Annotated in this window: 15 protein-coding genes; 8 read left to right on the forward strand and 7 right to left on the reverse strand. The window is 67.1% G+C overall.

Translation table 11 applies throughout. The annotated features are described in order from the left end of the window. Positions 1-75: 75 nt before the first annotated feature. From FHW83_RS17785 to FHW83_RS17805, 5 genes are read left to right on the forward strand one after another with little or no spacing between them, the layout of a single operon-like run. Complete coding sequence (locus FHW83_RS17785) at positions 76-2,328, forward strand: TonB-dependent receptor (protein WP_176647685.1); 2,253 nt, start codon at positions 76-78, stop codon at positions 2,326-2,328. Further along, complete coding sequence (locus FHW83_RS17790) at positions 2,328-3,242, forward strand: glycine betaine ABC transporter substrate-binding protein (RefSeq protein WP_176647686.1); 915 nt, start codon at positions 2,328-2,330, stop codon at positions 3,240-3,242. Before FHW83_RS17785 ends, FHW83_RS17790 begins: the two co-directional genes overlap by 1 nt. Next, positions 3,239-4,384 carry an ABC transporter permease gene (locus FHW83_RS17795; RefSeq protein WP_176647687.1) on the forward strand — a complete coding sequence of 382 codons (1,146 nt, stop codon included), beginning with the start codon at positions 3,239-3,241 and terminating at the stop codon, positions 4,382-4,384. The genes FHW83_RS17790 and FHW83_RS17795 overlap by 4 nt, the downstream gene beginning before the upstream one ends. After that, positions 4,377-5,354: an ABC transporter ATP-binding protein gene (locus FHW83_RS17800; protein ID WP_176647688.1), complete on the forward strand. Its 978-nt coding sequence runs from the start codon at positions 4,377-4,379 to the stop codon at positions 5,352-5,354. The genes FHW83_RS17795 and FHW83_RS17800 overlap by 8 nt, the downstream gene beginning before the upstream one ends. After that, positions 5,351-6,091, forward strand: coding sequence for an ABC transporter permease (locus FHW83_RS17805; protein WP_176647689.1), 741 nt, complete (start codon positions 5,351-5,353; stop codon positions 6,089-6,091). The genes FHW83_RS17800 and FHW83_RS17805 overlap by 4 nt, the downstream gene beginning before the upstream one ends. Before the next feature lie 51 nt (positions 6,092-6,142). On the opposite strand, the gene FHW83_RS17810 is transcribed toward FHW83_RS17805, so the two are convergent. Together FHW83_RS17810 and FHW83_RS17815 are read right to left on the reverse strand one after the other, a co-directional pair. Then, complete coding sequence (locus tag FHW83_RS17810; RefSeq protein ID WP_176647690.1) at positions 6,143-6,529, reverse strand: hypothetical protein; 387 nt, start codon at positions 6,527-6,529, stop codon at positions 6,143-6,145. Continuing rightward, the gene (locus FHW83_RS17815; protein ID WP_176647691.1) at positions 6,504-6,749 is read right to left on the reverse strand and encodes a hypothetical protein; all 246 of its coding nucleotides are present in this window, start codon (positions 6,747-6,749) and stop codon (positions 6,504-6,506) included. Before FHW83_RS17815 ends, FHW83_RS17810 begins: the two co-directional genes overlap by 26 nt. Positions 6,750-6,783: 34 nt before the next feature. Here FHW83_RS17815 and FHW83_RS17820 point away from each other — a divergent pair, with 34 nt between their 5' ends. After that, entirely contained in the window at positions 6,784-8,475 is a 1,692-nt protein-coding gene (locus FHW83_RS17820) for a subtype B tannase (RefSeq protein ID WP_176647692.1), read from the forward strand. A 15-nt stretch (positions 8,476-8,490) separates the two neighbouring features. On the opposite strand, the gene FHW83_RS17825 is transcribed toward FHW83_RS17820, so the two are convergent. Continuing rightward, entirely contained in the window at positions 8,491-10,110 is a 1,620-nt protein-coding gene (locus FHW83_RS17825; RefSeq protein WP_176647693.1) for a sensor domain-containing diguanylate cyclase, read from the reverse strand. A gap of 175 nt (positions 10,111-10,285) precedes the next feature. Here FHW83_RS17825 and FHW83_RS31080 point away from each other — a divergent pair, with 175 nt between their 5' ends. Both FHW83_RS31080 and FHW83_RS17835 read left to right on the forward strand, forming a co-directional pair. Then, complete coding sequence (locus FHW83_RS31080) at positions 10,286-11,992, forward strand: methyl-accepting chemotaxis protein (RefSeq protein ID WP_176647694.1); 1,707 nt, start codon at positions 10,286-10,288, stop codon at positions 11,990-11,992. 55 nt (positions 11,993-12,047) lie between these two features. Then, entirely contained in the window at positions 12,048-13,091 is a 1,044-nt protein-coding gene (locus FHW83_RS17835) for an alpha/beta fold hydrolase (RefSeq protein ID WP_176647695.1), read from the forward strand. A 3-nt stretch (positions 13,092-13,094) separates the two neighbouring features. Here FHW83_RS17835 and FHW83_RS17840 read toward each other — a convergent pair whose 3' ends face one another. The 4 genes from FHW83_RS17840 to FHW83_RS17855 form a co-directional block, all read right to left on the reverse strand. Then, on the reverse strand, positions 13,095-13,580 hold the full coding sequence (locus FHW83_RS17840) for a Dps family protein (protein ID WP_155465105.1): 486 nt from the start codon (positions 13,578-13,580) through the stop codon (positions 13,095-13,097). A gap of 73 nt (positions 13,581-13,653) precedes the next feature. Continuing rightward, on the reverse strand, positions 13,654-15,063 hold the full coding sequence (locus FHW83_RS17845) for an efflux transporter outer membrane subunit (RefSeq protein WP_373997231.1): 1,410 nt from the start codon (positions 15,061-15,063) through the stop codon (positions 13,654-13,656). After that, the gene (locus FHW83_RS17850) at positions 15,060-16,211 is read right to left on the reverse strand and encodes an efflux RND transporter periplasmic adaptor subunit (protein WP_176647696.1); all 1,152 of its coding nucleotides are present in this window, start codon (positions 16,209-16,211) and stop codon (positions 15,060-15,062) included. The genes FHW83_RS17845 and FHW83_RS17850 overlap by 4 nt, the downstream gene beginning before the upstream one ends. Further along, positions 16,204-19,425, reverse strand: coding sequence for an efflux RND transporter permease subunit (locus tag FHW83_RS17855; protein ID WP_176647697.1), 3,222 nt, complete (start codon positions 19,423-19,425; stop codon positions 16,204-16,206). Before FHW83_RS17855 ends, FHW83_RS17850 begins: the two co-directional genes overlap by 8 nt. Between the last annotated feature and the right edge of the window lie 215 nt (positions 19,426-19,640).

The raw sequence follows: 19,640 nt of genomic DNA on the forward strand, positions 1-19,640 counted from the left end.
TTTATCTTCGTTTTCAGTGTTTTGTTGGTTGTATATACTTTTTGCAATCAACTAATAAGACACTGAAGGAGCGGGATGAACAAGCATTTGATGGCGCTGGCGGTTGCCGGCGCATTCACCGTGGCGCACGCGCAGGATAGCGCCTCCGATAAGATTGAAAAAGTCGAGGTGACGGCCACCCGCACCGGCGCGGTCGACGTGCAGCAGGTGCCGGCCGCGATCACGGTCATCAAGCCGGAAAGCCTGACCAGGTACGGCCAGGGCTCCCTGAGCGACATCGCCAACCTGGTGCCGGCCATGTCGCTGCAGGAGCAGGGGGCGGGCGTCAACAACATCACGATCCGCGGCCTGGTGGTGCGCGGCATTGTGCCGTCCGAGGTGCAGGATGCCTCGCTGGTGGCGGTGTACATCGATGAAATGCCGGTCACGCTGAAGTCCGGCAATCCCGACCTGAAAGTGCTGGACCTGGAGCGCGTGGAAGTGCTGCAAGGCCCGCAAGGCACGCTGTTTGGCGCCGGCGCCATGGCCGGCACGGTGCGTCAGATCACCCAGAAGCCGGAGTTCAATGACTTCTTCGGTTCGGTGGAGGCGGTGGGTTCGCAGACCTCCAAGTTCGGCGGCAGCAACTACAACCTGCGCGGCACCGTCAACGTGCCGGTCAAGAGCGATGTGCTGGCGCTGCGCGTTACCGGCTACACCGGCAACGATTCCGGCTATGTGCTCAATCAGGTCAACGGCAAGACCGACAACGACGTTTCGACCAACCAGGGCCGCATCGCCGCGCGCCTGCGGGTGTCGCCGGAGTTGCTGGTGGATGCCAGCGTGACCGCCTCCAACATCAAGGGCGGTATCAACGACGCCTATTCCAAGCTGGCGCCATACACCACCAACTCGCTGATCCCGCAGACCAGCAAGGACAATCTGCAGCTATATAACCTGACGCTGAACTATGATGCCGGCGCGGCGCAGCTGGTGTCGTCCACCTCCTACCTGCATCGCGACACGCTGTACATCAACTCGGGCCAGTACAAGGCGACCGCGTTCATCTTCGGCGGCCAACTGCCGCTGATCGCCTCGTCCTACGTGATCGGCAACAAGATCACCAACTTCGCGCAGGAATTCCGCCTGCAATCCAAGGCGGGCGGCCCGCTGAAGTGGACCGCCGGCGCCTTCTACACGCAAGGCAAGCGCGATCTGCGCCAGGACCAGCCGACGCCCGGCTTCGACGCGCGCTTCGCCATCGCGAAGAACTTCCCCGGCTATAACTCGCAGCTGAACGACAACGCGTTCACGCCGGATGATTACTTCTCGGGCACGCAGAACATCGATTCCAAGGAAGCCGCGCTGTTTGCGGAAGCCACCTATACCCTGTGGGACAAGCTGGACCTGACGGCCGGCCTGCGCCTGTTCCGCGGCACGCAGGACTTCGACCTGAAATTCAGTGGCCTGTTCGGTAACCTGATCAACTCCACGCCATCCAAGCCACAGAGCAGCATCCCGGAGACCAGCACCAGCAGCGAGACCTCCAAGGGCGGCAATCCGCGCTTCGCCGCTGCTTACCGCATCGATCCGGACCACACTGTGTACGCGTCGGCCGGCAAGGGCTTCCGCTATGGCGGCAACAATCAGCCGGTGCCGTTCGACTTCTGCGGCCAGAACGCGCCTTCGACCTTTGAGCCGGACAGCCTGTGGAACTTTGAAGCCGGTTCCAAGAACGCGCTGTTCGACCGCCGCGTGATCTTCAACGCCAGCGCCTACCTGATCAAGTGGAAGGACGTGCAGGTCTTCAACAAGCTGCCTTGCACCTACTACTTCACGCAGAACGCCGGCAAGATCCGCAGCGAGGGTGTGGAGCTGGAGACCTTCTTCAAGCTGTCGCGCCAGGCATCGTTCGGCGTGAGCGCCACCTTCAACCACGCTTACGCCGCCGAGAAAGTGGTGACCGGCATCGCCGCGCAAAACATTCCGGAAGATGCGCGCGTGCCGTACTCGCCCAAGTTTGCCGCCACCGCCGTCGCCAACTACGTGATTCCGCTGGCGGGCGCCGAGGAGATCCTGTTGTCGGCGCAGTATGCGCACCGGGGCGAGTCGTTCACCAACTTCGCCGCGTCGCAGGGCAGCTACTCGCGCATCCCTTCGTCCAATACGCTGAACGCGACGGCGGTGTACAAGGTGGGACAGTATGAAATCGGCCTGTTCGGCACCAACCTGACCAACGGCGCCAAGATCAGCGATGTCACCACCAACACCATCGCGATCCAGCCGGGCGACAATCTGTACATGATTCGTCCGCGCACGGTGGGTGTGCGCGTCAAGGCGCGCTTCTGATGAAGCTTCGGACGGCAGCCGCATTGCTGCTGTTGCCGGCCACGGTGATGGCGGCCACGGACGGCGCCATCACCATCGGTTCCAAGATCGACACCGAGGGCGCGCTGCTGTGCCCTCTGGTGGGGCTGGCGTTGAAGGCCCATGGCATCAGGGTGGTGGAGAAGTGCGGCACCGGCGCCACGCAAGTGGTGCGCAAGGCTTTGCTGGCGGGCGAGATCGATGTCTATCCCGAGTACACCGGCAACGCACCTTACCTGATCAAGAACGTGCGCTTCGCGCCCGGCACCTTCCGTGATCCGGCGCGTGGCTACGCGGCCGGCGCGGCGGCGGATCTGGAGCACAACCGCATCGTCTGGCTCAAGCCGGCGCCCGCCAATGTCACGTACGGATTCGCGATTCCCGCCAGGTTGTCGGCGTCGGCGGGTATCACCTCGCTGCCGCAACTGGCGGCGTACATCAATGCCGGCAAGCCGTTCAAGGTGGTGGTCAGCCAGGAGTTTGTCGACCGCGCCGATGGCCTGAAGGCGTTCGAGCATGCGTATGGCTTCAGGCTGACGCCATCGCAGCTGATCATTCTCCCCGGCGGCAATACCGCGCAAACAGAATCGGCCGCCGCGCGCGGCACCAGCGGCGCCAACGCGGCCATGTCCTACAGCACCGACGGGCAACTGGCGGCATTGGGACTGGTGGGCCTGAACGACAGCGGCGCGGCCGCCGACATCTACCAGCCCTTGCTGACCATACGCAGCGAGGCGCTGAAAAAATACCCGGCTGTTCCAGCCATCATCGAGCCTATCTTCGCCACGCTTGATACGGCCACGCTATCGCGCCTGAATGCCCGCATTGTGGTGGGCGGCGAGCCGGGCGCCAAGGTGGCGGAAAAATACCTGCGTGAGAAAGGATTCCTGAAATGAGCGCGGCACTTCCCATTTCCGTCGCGGGCCGCGCAGGCCTGGGCTGGCGCTTGACGGTGGGGCGTCCCAACGCCATCGCCTTGTCGGCCGTGCTGCTTGGGCTGTTGTCCCTGCAGTGGCCGTTTCTGTCATTGCATCCGAACCGCGTGGCGCCGGACGGCGAGGACTTCACCGTGTTCGCGCTGGGCGGACAGTGGGCGGCGCTGGTGGCGGGCGGCTGGCTGCTGCTGGCATTGGCCGTGTGGTTGGGGCGTGGCCGCGTGCGCCCAGCGGCGCTGGCCTTGTCGCTGACGTGGGTCGCAAGCGCCAGTCTCGCGGCGTTGACATTTGGCGCGGCAGGCAAGTTGGGCGCGCAGGAATGGGCACGCTTTGCGATCGCGTCCGGCGCGTGGGGAACGCTGGCGGCTGTGTACATCGGCGCGTTCGCGCTGTACGCCGAGGCGCCGCGCTGGCTTGCGCTGCCGGTGGCCGCGCTGACGGCGCTGGCGTGGGTGGCGCCATATCAGCATCTGGGCGTGGTGATGGAGTACCGGATGGCCTCCGATGTCTTCTACGAAGAACTGCTGCGGCATCTGCTGCTGGTGGCGACCGCGCTGCCGCCGGCCATGCTGATCGGCGCCGCGATCGGGCTGGCGGCGGCGCGCGGCAAGACGTTGGAGAGCGTGCTGCTGGGCGCCGTCGGCCTGCTGCAAACCATTCCGTCGATTGCCTTGTTTGGCTTGCTGCTGCCGGTGCTTGGGCTGGGCGCCAGGCCGGCCATCCTGGCGATGGTGCTGTATGGCCTGTGGCCCGTGGTGGTGCACACGCACACCGGGCTGACATCCGTGCCGCCAGCGATGCTGGATGCGGCGCGCGGTGTCGGCATGAGCGCGTGGCAGAAGTTTTGGCGCGTCGAGCTGCCGCTGGCTGCGCCGTTTTTTATCGAAGGTGTGCGCGGTGCGATGCTGATGCTGATCGGCCTCGCCACGGTGGCGGTGCTGGTCAATGCCGGCGGTCTTGGCTACTTCCTGCTGCGCGGCACGGAACAGGCGGTGCCGGATCTGGTGCTGCTGGGTTCTTTGCCGGTGGTGGCGCTGGCGTTTGGCGCGGATGCGCTCATGCGGTTGCTGGCCTGGCGTTTGAAAGGAGCGCGGCATGATTAGCCTGCGTAACATCGAAAAGCATTATGGCGGCGTGACGGCGCTGAATCAGGTCAGCCTCGACATCGGTCGCGGCGAGCTGGTGGTGCTGATCGGGCCATCCGGCTGCGGCAAATCGACCCTGCTGCGCACGGTGAACCGCATGACAGAGCCGAGCGCCGGACAAATCATCATCGATGGCCGCAACGCGCTGGAGAGCGATCCGGTGCTGCTGCGCCGGTCGATCGGTTATGTGATCCAGAACGTCGGCCTGTTTCCGCACATGACGGTACGCGAGAACGTGGCGGTGGTGCCGCAGCTGCTGGGCTGGGACAAGGCCAGGCGCCTGCGCCGCGCGGATGAGATGCTGGACCTGGTACGCCTCGACCCGCACAAGTTCGGCGGGCGCTATCCGGGGCAGCTGTCCGGCGGCCAGCAGCAGCGCGTGGGCATCGCGCGCGCATTGGCGGCCGATCCGGCGTTGCTGCTGATGGACGAACCATTCAGCGCAGTGGATCCGATCACGCGCGAGCAGCTGCAGGAAGAGCTGTTGCGCATCCAGCGCGACGTGCGCAAGACCATCCTGTTCGTCACACACGATATCGACGAGGCGATTCGGTTGGCCGACAAGATTTGCCTGCTGCGCGACGGCGCGGTGGCGCAGTATGCCGACCCGGACACCATGCTGCGCCAGCCGGCCGACGCGTTTGTGGCGCAGTTCTTCGGGCAGGAGCCTGCCTTGCGGCGCCTGGCGCGCTACACTGTGGCCGATTTCGCGCGCACGGATGCCGCCAGCCTGGCTGCGGCCAGCGCGGCGCTGGCGTCCGGCGCAGGCAGCGTGCCGCATGACGCTGGTGCGCGCACGGCGCTCAGCAAGCTGCTGGGCGGGCAGGCGGCGCTCGCCGTCGTGGATGAAGCGGGCGCGGTGGTCGGGCAAGTGTCGCTGTCCGATCTCACGCTGGCCCAACCAGCCGACCGGGCCATCGCGGCATGACGCGGGCGCGTTTCGAGATGGCGCTGGCGGTGTTGTGCTGGCCGGCGCTGTGGCTGATCTACAGCCGCGAGGATTGGTGGCAAGCCTTGCTGGCGCCGCTGGCGGGGCCGGACCAGCCGGTGCTGTACGAACGCATCCCCCTGCTGGAGGCGGCACAGAGCCACGTGCTGATCGTGCTGGCCTCGATGGCCGGCGTGATCGCGCTTGGTGTGCCGCTGGCCATCCTGGCCACGCGCGCGGCCGGCAAGCCTTTGCTGCCGCTGATCGCCAACACGGCCACCATCGGCCAGACGCTGCCGCCGGTGGCGGTGCTGTTCCTGGCCACGCCCATCGTCGGTTTCGGGCCGCAGGCGATGATGGTCGCGCTGTTCACCTATGGCCTGATGCCGACCGTCCAGGCCACGCTGACCGGCTGGCGCGAGATCGACGCCGACGTGCGGCGCGCGGCGGAGGGCATCGGCATGGGGCCGTGGCGGCAGCTGTTCACGGTGGAACTGCCGCTGGCCTTGCCCGGCATCCTGGCCGGCATCCGTACCAGCCTGATTCTGTCGGTGGCCACCGCGTCGCTGGCGCCGATAACCGGCGGCGTCAGTCTCGGCACGGCTATCGTTTCCGGTCTCGCGGTGGACAACGCCGCGCAAGTGATGGAGGGCGCGCTGGCCGTGGCCCTGCTGGCGCTGAGCAGCGATTACGCCATGCGCGTCCTGCAGCGCAAACTCACTCCATGGCGCGCATGAGCGATAGCGACAAGATCACGTTGACGCGGCGCATCGGGCGGCAGCTGGGCATCACACTATAGCGGCCCGCTTGCGCGCCAGCCAGGCCTCGATGGCGAGCGACAGCGGCGCGATGCAAACCAGGTTCCAGAGCGGCGCCGCCAACAGGTTGAGCGCGTCGGTGGAATGGCTGGGCGCGATGAAGACCGACCACCATGCGATCGTGTCCAACAGCAACATCAGCAACGCGCCCGCCATCAGGGCGATGCCGGCGCCCCGGCGGCGCAACATCCACGCCAGCAGCGCGTAGGGCGCCAGCGACCAGGCGCACAGCCCGAGACGAAACGCCGCGCCGCCCTCCCCAAGCAGGGCGGTGGTCAGGTGCAGGCAGACGCCGGCGGCGAGCAGCAGCCAGCTGATCCGCCTTGATGTGTCACGCGGCGATATTTCTGGCCTCATAGGTCTGCGGCAAAGTGGTTTGCAGCAGATCGTATCTGTCTTTCGCGCCCAGCGCCAGACGCGACGCGATCGTGCCCTCCGCCGACACCAGCGCGTCGTAGCGGGCGGCCGGTGTAAAGCTGGCCGACAGCGGCGATAAGTAAAAAGCAAACCCCAAGAAGAGAAAGGCAATGGTGCGGATTTTATCCGCGCCTATACTCGCCTTGCCTGGCCAGCACAACAATAAATCGAACTTACCCTACCCTGGAGACACTATGAAACGCACTGCGATAGGCGCCAGCCTGTTGATGTCGCTGGCCGCCTGCGGCTCGGACGGAACGAACACCACCGCCACCACCAATTCCCCCGCCGCCGCCACGCCGGCGGCGGGCGCCTACGACAGCGCGCTCGCCTTCGACAAGACCAGGTACACCACCATCAACGTCACCATCGACGGCGTCAAGACGCCGGTGCGCTGGTACAAGGAGGTCTGCTACGTCGGCAAGCCGATCGCGATGGCCGCCAGCCAGGTCAGCCTGAGCGGCGCGGCCACCACCATCGCCAACACGCAGTGCGGCTACCAGAGCATGAATATCTTCGTGCCGGAAAGCGTGGCGGCCAGCCAGGACGCGGCCATCTATTTCGCCGTCAACAACGGCGGCTGGTTCGCCAGCTATATCAAGGCCAGCGTGGCCGACGGCGGCGTGTTTGACAGCGGTACCAGCAACGTGGGCGCGGCGCTCAAGGCCGGCTATGTGTATATCGACGTGGCCACGCGCGGGCGGGGCATCGTGGCAGCCGACGGGACTTACGCCGGCAAGGCGCCGGCCGCGATTGTCGGCGCCAAGGCGGCGGTGCGCTACCTGCGCCTGAACGACAGCGCCATGCCGGGCAACGCCAACCACATCGTGGTCAACGGCACCAGCGGTGGCGGCGGCCTGTCTTCCATCCTCGGGGCCTCGGGCAACAGCAAGGATTATCTGCCCTACCTGGCGACCATCGGCGCCGCCGGCGTGACGGCGGAGGGCGCCAGCACGCTGCGCGACGATGTGCTGGCGGTCAACGCCTACTGCCCGATCACCGACCTCGGCAATGCCGACCTGGCGTACGAGTGGGTCTACAACATCCTCAACACGCGCCAGACGGTGGGCAGCCTGCCCAACGCCAGGGGCAGCGCCGAGCTGATGGCCAGGTTCGTGGCGTACCAGGCCGGCCTCGGCCTGAAGACCGCCAGCGGCAGCGCATTGACCGCCACCAATATGCTGGAAACCATCAAGGCCGAAGTGATCCGCTCGGCGGAAACCTATCTGGCCGCCGGTGGCGCCATTCCCAACCTGGGCGAGGCCATGAGCTACACCAGCGGCATGGGCCCGGCCGCCACCACCAGGAGTTACATCAACGACTGGATCACGATCGACTACGCGACCAGGAAGGTCACCGCGCTGGACATGGAGAAGTACCTGAAGTTCGTGGCCACCCAGGCCACGCTGAAGAACACGCCCGCCTTCGACCAGACCGGCCTGACCATCACGGCGTCGAGCGGCGAGTCGAATATGTTCGGCACCGACAAGCAGGCGTATTCCAACTTCACCGAGTACGGCTGGGACAACAACGACGTCGCCGGCGACGGCATCGGCTATCTCGACACCGGTTATTCGTGGACGCAGTTCTCGGCGCTGTCGACCTCGCCGCAACTGGCGCAGGTCAGGCTGATCAATCCGATGGCCTATCTCGGCGGCGCCAACAGCACCGCGCCTTACTGGTACGTGCGCCACGGTACGCGCGACCGCGACACGGCGTTCACCGTGTCGATCAACCTCAGCCGTGCGCTGGCGGCCGACGCCAAGGTGCGGGACCTGAACTACCGCCTCACGTGGAACCAGCCGCACGCCGGCAACTACGACGTGCCGGAAGCCATGGCGTGGATCGCGCAAACCCTGAAGGCGGCCGCCGCCAGGGGCTTGTAGGCCATCCTTGCCCCGTCAGCGCACGCGCACCACGCGCTCGGCGCCGACCGGGTTGACCGCGTAGCCATTGCGGCCGGCCGCCTTGACGCCGTACAGCGCCTGGTCGGCGGCGCGCATCACTTCCTCCGCCGTGGACGCCGCGCTGGTGGTGACGGCGATGCCGACGCTGGTGCGGACCTCGCGCTGGCCGGCGGCCAGCGGGAAGGGCGGCTGCATGGCCTCGATGATCTTCCTGCCCAGCACGTCCATCTCGGTCGAGGACGACAGCTGTTCAAACACGATCACGAACTCGTCGCCGGCCAGCCGGGCCACGGTGTCGGTGGTGCGCACGGCGGTGGTCAGGCGGCGCGCGAACTCGATCAGCACCTGGTCGCCGGCCGCATGGCCGAGCGTGTCGTTGATGGCCTTGAAGTGGTCGATGTCGAGGATGGCCAGGCCCACCGGCTGGCCCGAGCGGGCCGCGCGCGCCAGCGCCTGCGGCAGGAAGGCGTCGAACATGCGGCGGTTGTTGATGCCGGTCAGCACATCGGTGGTGGCCAGCCGGTGCAGCTCCAGCTCGGCCTGCTCGCGCCGCTGCGACAGGCCAAAGAAGGCGCGGCTCAGGTGGCCGAACTCGTCCTTGCGGGCCACGTCAAACACCGCGATGTTGGCGCGGCCCTCGCTGATGTCCTCCACGTGCCGGTGCAGGCGCCGCAGCGGCCGCAGCAGGTTCTTGGTGATGAGCCAGCCGAACAGGCCGGCCACGGCGGTCAGCATGGTCGCGCCCAGCAGCGCCCGCAGCCGCACGCTCAGCATGGAGGCGAAGGCGCTGCGCACGGGGTAGGACAGGCCGATGGTCCAGTCGGCCTCGCGCAGGTGCTTGTGCGCCAGCAGCACCGGCACGCCGTCGTCGAGGATGCCGTCCTCCCAGCCCTCGGGCGTGCGCAGCGCCGCCTCCAGCAGGGTGCCGGCGCCGTCGTCGCCGCGTTCCAGGATGCGGCTCTTGTCCGGGTGGTGCACGAAGACGCCCTGGTCGGTCACGATGAACAGATAGCCGTCGGCGCCCGCGCGCAGCGTGTCCAGCTGGGCCGAGAACGAGGGCCGCAGCAGGTCGATCGCGCCCAGCAGGATGCCGGTCAGCCTGCCCTCGGCGTCGCGCAGCGGCTGGGTCAGCACCACCACCGGCTGGCCGGACAGCGTGCTCTTGAACGGCGCCGACAGCACGCCCTCCTGCAGGCGCAGCGTGTCCTGGAAATACTTGCGCTCGGTGATGTTGACGCGCTTGGCGCGGCGGTCGCGCAGGCTGGCCACCAGGTTGCCCGAGAGGTCGAAGGCGTTGACGTTGAAGAAGGCGTCGCGCAGGCTTTCGTGGGATTCCAGCTGGGCCTGGATCTCATCCAGCCCCAGGCCGCGATTGTTGATTTCCTCGGTGACCGACCTCAGCAACTGGCGTTTGTTTTGCAAGTCATTGTCGATGAACGCGGCCGCCCCGGCCAGCAGCGAGAGTTCCTGGCGCGCGATGACCAGCCGCAGCTCGGATTCCGCGATCAGCAACGAGATGCCGCCGGCGCCGATGCCGGCGAACGACACCAGCGCGATGACCAGTGCGGTGATCTTGAACTTGAAACTGTAGAAAAAGCTCGAAACAGGCCGCATGGTGGCTCCTGGCCGGCAACGCGGGTGGACTTCCAGTATAGCGCATTGGGTAACCGCGCCGCGCGCGGCAACGGTCGCGCCGCCACACCCGGGCGCTTTTTGATGGGATGGTATTGTTATGTAGAAATGATTGGTCTAAGCTGGGATAACACAATAAGCCAGAATAAGGGGAGACATGATGCTTGCTAACCTGACCATTCGCACCCGGCTGATCGCCACCATGGCGCTGCTGGGCGTACTCATCATCTTTATCGGCGCGCGCGGCATCGCCGCGCTGCACACCTCCAACAATGTGCTCAAGGACGTGTACTCGAACGCCATGGTGTCGATGAAGGCGATCTACGAGGCGCAGATCCAGATCGACCGCGCGCGCCTGTCGCTGGACCGCGTGGCGCTGAGCCCGGACGCGGCCAACGTGGAGGACACCTTGAAAAGGGCGCAAGGTTTCCTCGATGGTAACGAGAAATTCTGGAAGAGCTATCTGGCGCTGCCGTTCGGCGAGGGCGAGAAGCTGCTGGCCGACCAGGTCGACGCCACGCGCCAGGCGCTGATCAAGGATGGCTTGCAGGCGGCCATCAAGGCCCTCAACAACAAGGACAAGGCCGAGATCGACCGCCTGATGCTGAGCGAGGTCACGCGCCTGTTCCGGCTCTACACGGACGCCTCCGAAAAGCTCTCCAGCTACCAGCTGAAATCCACGGCGGACCAGTACGAGGCCAGCCAGGCCGACTACCAGCGCAACATGACGCTGGCGATCGTCACCATCGTGGCCGGCATCCTGATCGCGGGCGTCTCCGGCATGCTGTTGCTGCGCGCCGTGATGCAGCCGCTGGACCAGGCGCGCAACCATTTCCACGCCATGGCGGGCGGCAACCTGGCCAACCAGATCGAGCTCGGGCGCAAGGATGAGATGGGCGAGATGATGGAGGGCCTGCGGCAAATGCAGGAACGGCTGGCCGGCACCGTGCGCAGCGTGCGCGAGGGCAGCGACGCCATCGCCACCGCCAGCAGCGAGATCGCCGCCGGCAACCTGGACTTGTCGCGCCGCACCGAGCAGCAGGCCGCCAACCTGGAGGAGACCGCGTCCTCGCTGGAACAACTGACCTCCACCGTCAAGCAGAATTCGGACAACGCGCGGCAGGCCAACGCGCTGGCGGCCTCGGCCTCGGACATCGCGCTCAAGGGTGGCGAACTGGTCACGCGCGTGATCGACACCATGGGCTCGATCACCGAATCGTCGGACAAGATCGCCGACATCATCGGCGTCATCGACGGCATCGCCTTCCAGACCAATATCCTGGCGCTGAACGCGGCGGTGGAGGCGGCGCGCGCCGGCGAGCAGGGGCGCGGTTTCGCGGTGGTGGCCACCGAGGTGCGCAACCTGGCGCAGCGCTCGGCGGCGGCGGCCAAGGACATCAAGGCGCTGATCACCGATTCGGTGGAAAAGGTCGGCAGCGGCAGCGCGCTGGTCAACGAGGCCGGCGCCACCATGCAGGAGATCGTCACCAGCGTGCGGCGCGTTACCGACATCATCACCGAAATCAGCTCGGCCGGACGCGAGCAGGAGATCGGCATCGAGCAGATCAACACGGCGGTGGCGGAGATGGACAACGTCACGCAGCAGAACGCCGCGCTGGTGGAGCAGGCGGCGGCCGCCTCGCAAGCGATGCAGGAACAGGCCGCCAAGCTGGCCGAGATGGTGGCGGTGTTCCAGGTGGCGGGCGACGGCGCCGCGCGCCGCCCGGCGCCAGCGCCCAGGCCGGCGGCGGCCCGGCCGGCCGCCGCCAGACCCGCGCTCAAGCTGACGCCCAAGCCCGCCGCCAAGCCGGCCGCGCCGCGCAAGCCGGCGGCCGACAGCAGCCAGGAGTGGGAAGAGTTCTGACCTGAGGAACTCGCGGCGCGCTGGCCGGGTCACATGGATTTGACCGGAGAGCGCGATGCCTGACCTTGATATCCTGAACCCCGCCGCCCAGCGCGGCAAGCGCTGGCGCAACGCCGGCCTGTTGTCGGCGGCCACGCTGGCCGCCGCCTATCTCCTCGTGCGCGTCCAGAGCGCGCGCACCGAGCGCGCCCATCCGCCCGCCGGCAGCTTCGTCGAGGTCGACGGCCTGCGGCTGCACTACCTCGAGCAGGGCGAGGGCCCGGTGCTGGTGCTCCTGCACGGCAATATGGTGATGGCCGACGATTTCCGCCGCAGCGGCCTGCTCGAACGGCTGGCGCGGACCTATCGCGTGATCGCCTTCGACCGCCCCGGCTTCGGCTACAGCGACCGTCCGCGCGGCGTCAGCTGGACGCCGGACGCGCAAGCCACGCTGCTGCACCAGGCGCTGGGCGAACTGGGCGCCGCTGAATACCTGGTGCTGGGACATTCATGGGGCACGCTGGTGGCGCTGGCGATGGCGCTGCAGCAGCCGGAGCGCGTGCGCGGCCTGGTGCTGCTGTCCGGGTACTATTATCCGGGCCCCCGTCTCGACGTGCCGGTGGCGGCGATGCCGGCCCTGCCGCTGGTGGGCGGCCTGATGCGCAACACGGTTTCCCCGCTGCTGGGCCGGCTGATGTGGCCGCTGACGGCCAAGGGCATGTTCAGTCCCTGCGCGGTGCCGAACAGTTTCCGGCGCGAACCGCCGTGGATGTTGTTGCGGCCGTCGCAGGTGCGCGCCACGGCGGCCGAGGCGGCGCTGATGATCCCGGGCGCGGCCGTGCTGGAGGGGCGCTACGGCGAGCTGCGCATGCCGGTCACCATCATGGCCGGCGAGAACGACCGCGTGATGGATCCGCACGGCCATTCGGAACGGCTGCACAAGACCTTGCCGGACAGTGAGTTGGTGCTGTTGCCGGAGATGGGGCACATGTTGCCGCACCTGGCGCAGGAGGAAATCGTCGACGCCGTCGACCAGCTGGCCGAGCGCGCCGGCCTGAGCGTGCCGGCGCGGCTTGATGGCGCGGCGCCGTATCACGGGGACGCGGCGCCGGCGATGTAGGGCTTACTCTTCCAGCAGGCTGCGCAGCATCCACGCGGTTTTCTCGTGGACGTCCAGGCGCTGGGTCAGCAGGTCGGCGGTGGGCTGGTCGTCGGCCTCGTCGACCACCGGCAGCAGCTTGCGCGCGGTGCGGGCGGTGGCTTCCTGCGCCGCCACCAGATGGCGCACCATGTCCAGCGCGTTCGGCACGCCTTCGATTTCCTTGATAGTGGCCAGCTTGACGAACTGGGCGTAGGTGCCCGGCGCCGGATAGCCCAGCGCGCGGATGCGCTCGGCGATCTGGTCCAGCGCGGCCCACTGCTCGGTGTACTGCGTCATGAACATCTGGTGCAGCGAATTGAACATCGGGCCCTTGACGTTCCAGTGGAAGTTGTGGGTCATCAGGTACAACGTGTAGCTGTCGGCCAGCAGGCCGGACAGGCCGGCGGCAATGGTGGCGCGGCTTTCATCGGAAAGGCCGATGTCGATCTTGATCGCTTTATCACCCATCACATACTCCTTTTCAATCAACTTGGATGGTGCCATTGTAGCGCCATGGCGCCGAACCTGCCTGTCCCGCTGGCTAGAGGGGGGCCGACCAGCCGCCGCCGATGGCCTTCACCAGCTGCACGCCGGCCTGGCGGTAGCGCGTGGTCAGGTCCAGCTCGCTGCGGCGCGCCTGCAGATAGGCCGTTTGCGCCGTCACCACCTCCAGGTAGCTGGCCGCGCCCTGGTCGTAGCGCTGCTTGGCCAGGTCCAGCGCGCGGCCGGCCGCGGCGGCGGCCTGGTGGTCGAACCGGGCCGCCTCGTCATAGTTGTTGAGCAGGGTGAGCTGGTCTTCCACCTGCTGGAAGGCGCCCAGCACCACCGAGCGGTAGCGTGCGCCGGCCTCGTCCAGCTGGGCTTCGGCGCCGGCGATCTGCGCCTTGCGGCGGCCGCCGTCCAGCAAGCTGACCGCCAGCGTCGGACCGACCGCCCAGAACAGATTGGACGCTTGCGCGAAGCGGCCGAAGTCGCTGCTCTGCAGGCCCGTGCTCAGGCCCAGGGTCAGCGACGGGAACAGGGCGCTGCGCGCCACGCCGACCTGGTCGCTGGCGGCCGCCACCCGCAGCGCGGCGGCGGCGATGTCGGGACGGCGTTGTAGCAGCAGCGAGGGCACGCCCACCGGCACGGCCGGCGTGACGAAGTGCTGATCGGCGGCCGGTGGCAGCGTGAAGCTGGAGGCGCTGGCGCCGACCAGGGCGGCGATCGCGTGTTCCAGCACGTCGCGCTGGGCCAGGCGCTGGCGCAGCACCGAGCGGTTCGATTCCAGCTGCGTTTCGGCGCGCGCCAGATCCAGGCCGGAAGCGTTGCCGCCGTCGTGGCGCCGCGTCATCAGCTCGGCCTGGCGCTGGTAGGCGGCCTCGGTTTCGCGCAGCAGCTTGATGTCGGCGTCGGCGCCGCGCAGGGCCAGCAGGGTGTCGGCCAGCTGGATCTGCAGCGACAGGCGGGCCGCCGCCAGGTCGGCGTTGGCGGCGCGTTCCTGCGCCTCGCCGGCGCTGACCTGTTGGCTGATGCGGCCCCACAGGTCGACTTCGTATCCGAGGTCGAATTGCAGCGTGCCGCTGTTGTACTCGGCCGGCGAGGTGGCGCCGCGCAGCGGCTTGAGGTCGGACTGGCGGTCGCGCTGGCCGTTCAGCGACACCCCCAGCGTCGGCGATTGCGCCGCGCGCAGCACGCCGGTGGCGGCCTGCGCCTGCTTGTAGCGCGCCAGCGCGCTGGCCAGGTCGGGGCTGTTGGCGATCAGCTGCTGTTCCAGCTGGTCGAGCTGGGGATCCCGGTACATGGTCCACCAGTCGGGCGGCAGCAGCGGCGCCTGGGCGTTGGCGTCGGCCCAGCCGGCGGGCACGTCGCGGAAGCCGCCGGCCAATGGCACGGCCGGCGGCTGCCGCACCGGCGCTTGCGCGCAGGCGGCCAGCGCCAGGGCGAGGGTAGTGGCGTACAGGATCTTCACAGCTTGGCCTTCGCGTTGGTGGTGGCGGCCGCCACGCGCACCACGTCGCCGGTGGTCACGCCGTCCGGCGGGTTGGCGATGACCTGGTCGTTGCGGTCGATGCCGGAAGCGACTTCCAGCAGGTTGCCGAGGTCGCGGCCGATGGTGATGGGCTTGACGACCACGCGGTTGTCCTTGCCCAGCGTCGCCACCTGGGTGCCGGACTTGTTGAAGATCAGCGCGCTTGGCGGAATGCTCAGCGCGGCGCTGGCCAGCGGCGCGTCGAAATGGATCGAGGCATAGCCGCCCGGCAGCAGCTCGCGGCTGTCGTTCTGCACGGTGAGCTGCACCAGCATGGCGCCGGAACTGGCGTTGATGGCCTGCGACAGCGACTGCACGGTGGCGGTGAAGACCTTGCCCGGACGTTCCGGCACGCTCAGCTCGGCCTTGTCGCCCACCTTGATGGAGGCCACCTGGCGCTGCGGCACGTTGACGTACACGCGCAGGCGGCTGATGTCGGACACCACGAACAGTTCGCTGCCGGGCGCGCCGCCAACGCTGATCAGCGCGCCCACGTCGGTGTTGCGCGCCGTGACCACGCCGTCGAACGGCGCCACCAGGCGGGTGTAGCGCTGCAGCGCCTGGACGCGGTCGACATTGGCCTGCATGGCGTTGACAGCCGATTGCTTGGCCGCCAGGTCGCCGGCCTTCTCGTCGGCTTCCTGGCGCGAGACGGCGTCGGCCGCCAGCAGGCCCTGCCAGCGCTTGGCGGTGCTGGCCGCCAGGGTCAGGTTGCTGCGCGCGGTGGCCAGTTCGGCTTTGGCTTGCAGCAGTTGCTGGTCGAGGTCGGGCGTTTCGATATCGGCCAGGGTCTGGCCCGATTTAACCTGGGCGCCGATATCGGTGCTCCAGCTTTTCAGGTAGCCGCTGACGCGGGCATAGATCGGCGCGCGCTGCCACGGTTCGATGCGCGCCGGCAGTTCCAGCGGCGCGCCGGTGACCTGCCCGGCGGCCAGCACGCTCACCAGCGGCACCAGCGGCTTGCTGGCTTCCTTGACTTGTTCGGCTTGCGAACGGCGGCTGATCACGCCGGTCGCCACCAGCGCGGCGGCGAGAACGATCAGGCCCAGGGCCAGCGGCTTGTGACCCGTACGAGAAGTGTTAGACATGGACAGGTACTCCGGAAATGGGTTGGTCGTTGGATCGGGATTTGGGCGCGTGCTTGCGGTGCACCAGGCTGAACACGACTGGCACGAACAGCAGGGTGGCGGTGGTCGCGAAGATCAGGCCGCCGATCACGGCGCGGCCGAGCGGCGCGTTCTGCTCGCCGCCGTCGCCCAGGCCCAGCGCCATCGGCAGCATGCCGATGATCATGGACAGGGCGGTCATCAGCACCGGGCGGAAGCGCACCGAGCCGGCTTCCAGCGCGGCCTTGGTGGCGTCGCCCAGCTCGTCCAGGCGTTCACGGGCGAAGGAAATCACCAACACCGAGTTGGCGGTGGCCACGCCCATGCACATGATGGCGCCGGTCAGGGCCGGCACCGACAGCGTGGTGTTGGTGGCGAACAGCATCCAGACGATGCCGGCCAGCGCGGCCGGCAGCGCCGAGACGATCACCGCCGGGTCGAGCCAGGACTGGAAGTTGACCACGATCAGCAGGTAGATCAGCACCACCGCGCCCAGCAGGCCGAACAGCAGGCCGGCGAACGCGCGGTCCATGGTCTTCACCTGGCCCAGCATCTGCACCGACGAGCCTTTCGGCAGCTCGGCCTTGGTTTCTTCCAGCAGCTTGTTGATGTCCTTGGCCACGGCGGCCAGGTCGCGGTCCTGGGTGGTGGCGTAGATCTGCACCATCGGCTGAATGTCGTACTGGCTGACGATGGCCGACTGCGTGCCGCGCTCGAAGCGGGCCACGCCGCCCAGGGTGGCGGTGCCGGCGGTGGAACCATTGCCGACCGGCAGATTGGCCAGCGCCGACAGCGAATCGAGCTGCGGTTGCGGCGTCTGCATCACGATCGGGTAGCTGACGCCGTTGGCCGGATTCAGCCAGAAGGTCGGCGCCACCTGCGAGGAACCGGCCAGGTTGACCACCATGCTGTTGGTGATGTCGCGCGTGGTCAGGCCCAGCTGCTGCGCCTGGGTGCGGTCGATGTCGACGTTGAACACCGGCGACTTGTTGGACTGCTGGATGCGGGCGTCGGCCACGCCCGGAATGGCGCGGATGCGTTTCAGCAGCTTGTCGGCGTAGGCGTAGTTGTCGTCGATCTTGGCGCCGCGTATCTGCACGTCGATCGGGGCCGGCGAACCGAAGTTCAGGATCTGGCTGACGATGTCGGCCGGCGGGAAGGAGAAGGTGGTGTCCGGGAATTCTTCCGGCAGCACCTTGCGCAGCTTGCGCACGTAGTCGGCGGTCGGCGCATGGTCCTCGCTCAGGGCGATCTGGAAGTCGCCGTCCTGCGTGCCCATGGTGCCGGTGTTGTTGTAGACCGTGTTGATCGAGCTGGCCGGCAGGCCGATGTTGTCGGTCAGGGTGACGATCTGCTCGGCCGGAATCACGCGGCGGATGGCTTGCTCGATGCGGGCGAAGCGGGCCGCGGTTTCCTCGATACGGGTGCCGACCGGCACGCGCACGTGGATCAGCACTTGGCCGGCATCCACCGACGGGAAGAAGTTACTGCCCAGGAAAGGCACCATCGAGAACGAGGCCGCCACCACCAGCAGGAAGCCGATGATGAATTTCCGGCGGTTGGCCACCGCCGATTCCAGCACGCCGGAGTAGGCGGCGCGCAGGCGTTCGAAGCGGGCCTCGAACGCGCGCTGGAAACGCACCAGCGGATTGCGCGACGGTGCAGGCGCACCAGTGCCGCCGTGGGCGTGGGCATGGCCCTCGCCGGTGTCGTGTGGCTTGAGCAGGTAGTTGGCCATGGTCGGCACCAGCGTGCGCGACAGGATGAAGGAGCAGATCATGGCGAAGATCACCGCCTCGGCCATCGGCACGAACAGGAAGCGCGACACGCCGTCCAGGAAGAACATCGGCACGAACACGATACAGATGCACAGCAGCGAGACGAAGGCCGGAGTGGTGATCTGGGCCGCGCCGTCGAGGATGGCCGCCTCCACCGGTTTGCCTTGCTCCAGATGCCAGTTGATGTTCTCGATGGTGACGGTGGCGTCGTCCACCAGGATGCCCACCGCCAAGGCCAGGCCGCCCAGCGTCATCAGGTTGAGCGATTCGCCCAGCGCGGACAGGGCGATGATGGAGCCCAGGATCGACAGCGGGATCGACACCGCGATTATGATGGTCGAGCGCCAGCTGCCGAGGAACAGCAGGATCATCAGGCTGGTCAGCGCGGCGGCGATCACGCCCTCCGAGGCCACGCCCTTGATGGCGGCGCGCACGAACACCGACTGGTCGTTGATCGGCGTGACGGTCAGCGCTTCCGGCCAGCCGGACTTCAGCGTGTTGATTTTCTCGCGGATGCCATCGACGATGGCCAGGGTGGAGGTCGAGCCGTTCTTCAGCACCGACATCAGCACCGAGCGGCTGCCATCCACGTGCACCACGTTGGTCTGCGGCGCGTTGCCGTCGTGGATGTTGGCGATGTCGCCCAGGTAGATGGTGGCGCCATTGACCACTTTCACCGGCAGGCGCGCGAGATCGGCAATCGCCGAAGGGGCGCTGTTGAGCTGAATGGTGTATTCCAGCGAGTCGATTTTCTGCGTGCCGACCGGGGTCAGCACGTTTTGCGCGGCCAGCGCGTTGGCGATGTCCTGCGCCGACAGGCCGCGCGCCTGCAGCAGCGCCGGATCGACGTCGATCTGCACCTGGCGCTGCTTGCCGCCGTACGGCAGCGGGATCGCCGCGCCGGCCACGCTGACCAGTGGCGTGCGCACCGTGTTGGTGCCCAGGTCGGACAGCTGCTGTTCGGACAGGCCCTTGCCGGACAGGGCCACCTGCAGGATCGGCACGGTGGCGGCGTTGTAGTTCAGGATCAGCGGCGGCGTGATCCCGGCCGGCATCTGCTTGAGCAGCGATTGCGAGATGGCCGTCACCTGCGCGTTGGCCACCGCGATGTTGACGCCCGGCTGGAAGAAGATCTTGACGATGCTGACGCCGGTGAAGGTGTTGGCCTCGATGTGCTCGATGTCATTCACCGTGGTGGTCAGGGCGCGCTGGAACAGGGTCGAGACGCGCCCGGCCATCTGGTCCGGCGGCTGGCCGGTGTACTGCCAGGCCACCGCGATCACCGGGATTTTGATGTCCGGGAAGATGTCGGTCGGCGTGCGCAGCGCCGCCAGCGGACCGACGATCAGCAGCAGCAGGGCCATGACCACAAATGTATAGGGGCGCCGGAGCGCCACGCGGACGATATCAATTAACACAAGCTTACCCCCAGGGAAAGACGGTATGCGGCGGCGGAGTCGCGGCGCAAAGAGATTGCTACATTAGTGAATAATTTTAGCTTCTTAATCATGACGGCTGACTTAAGAATTGTTTCTGGCATGTATCGGTGTGTATCTCGCGGTTTTGTCATCTGCTTGTAATCTGGCCGTCATGTTGCGGTCAGGGGGCGGTTTCTATACTGGGCTCACCATCA

The sequence above is a fragment of the Duganella sp. SG902 genome, from assembly GCF_013376005.1.
Lineage (GTDB): Bacteria > Pseudomonadota > Gammaproteobacteria > Burkholderiales > Burkholderiaceae_D > Rugamonas.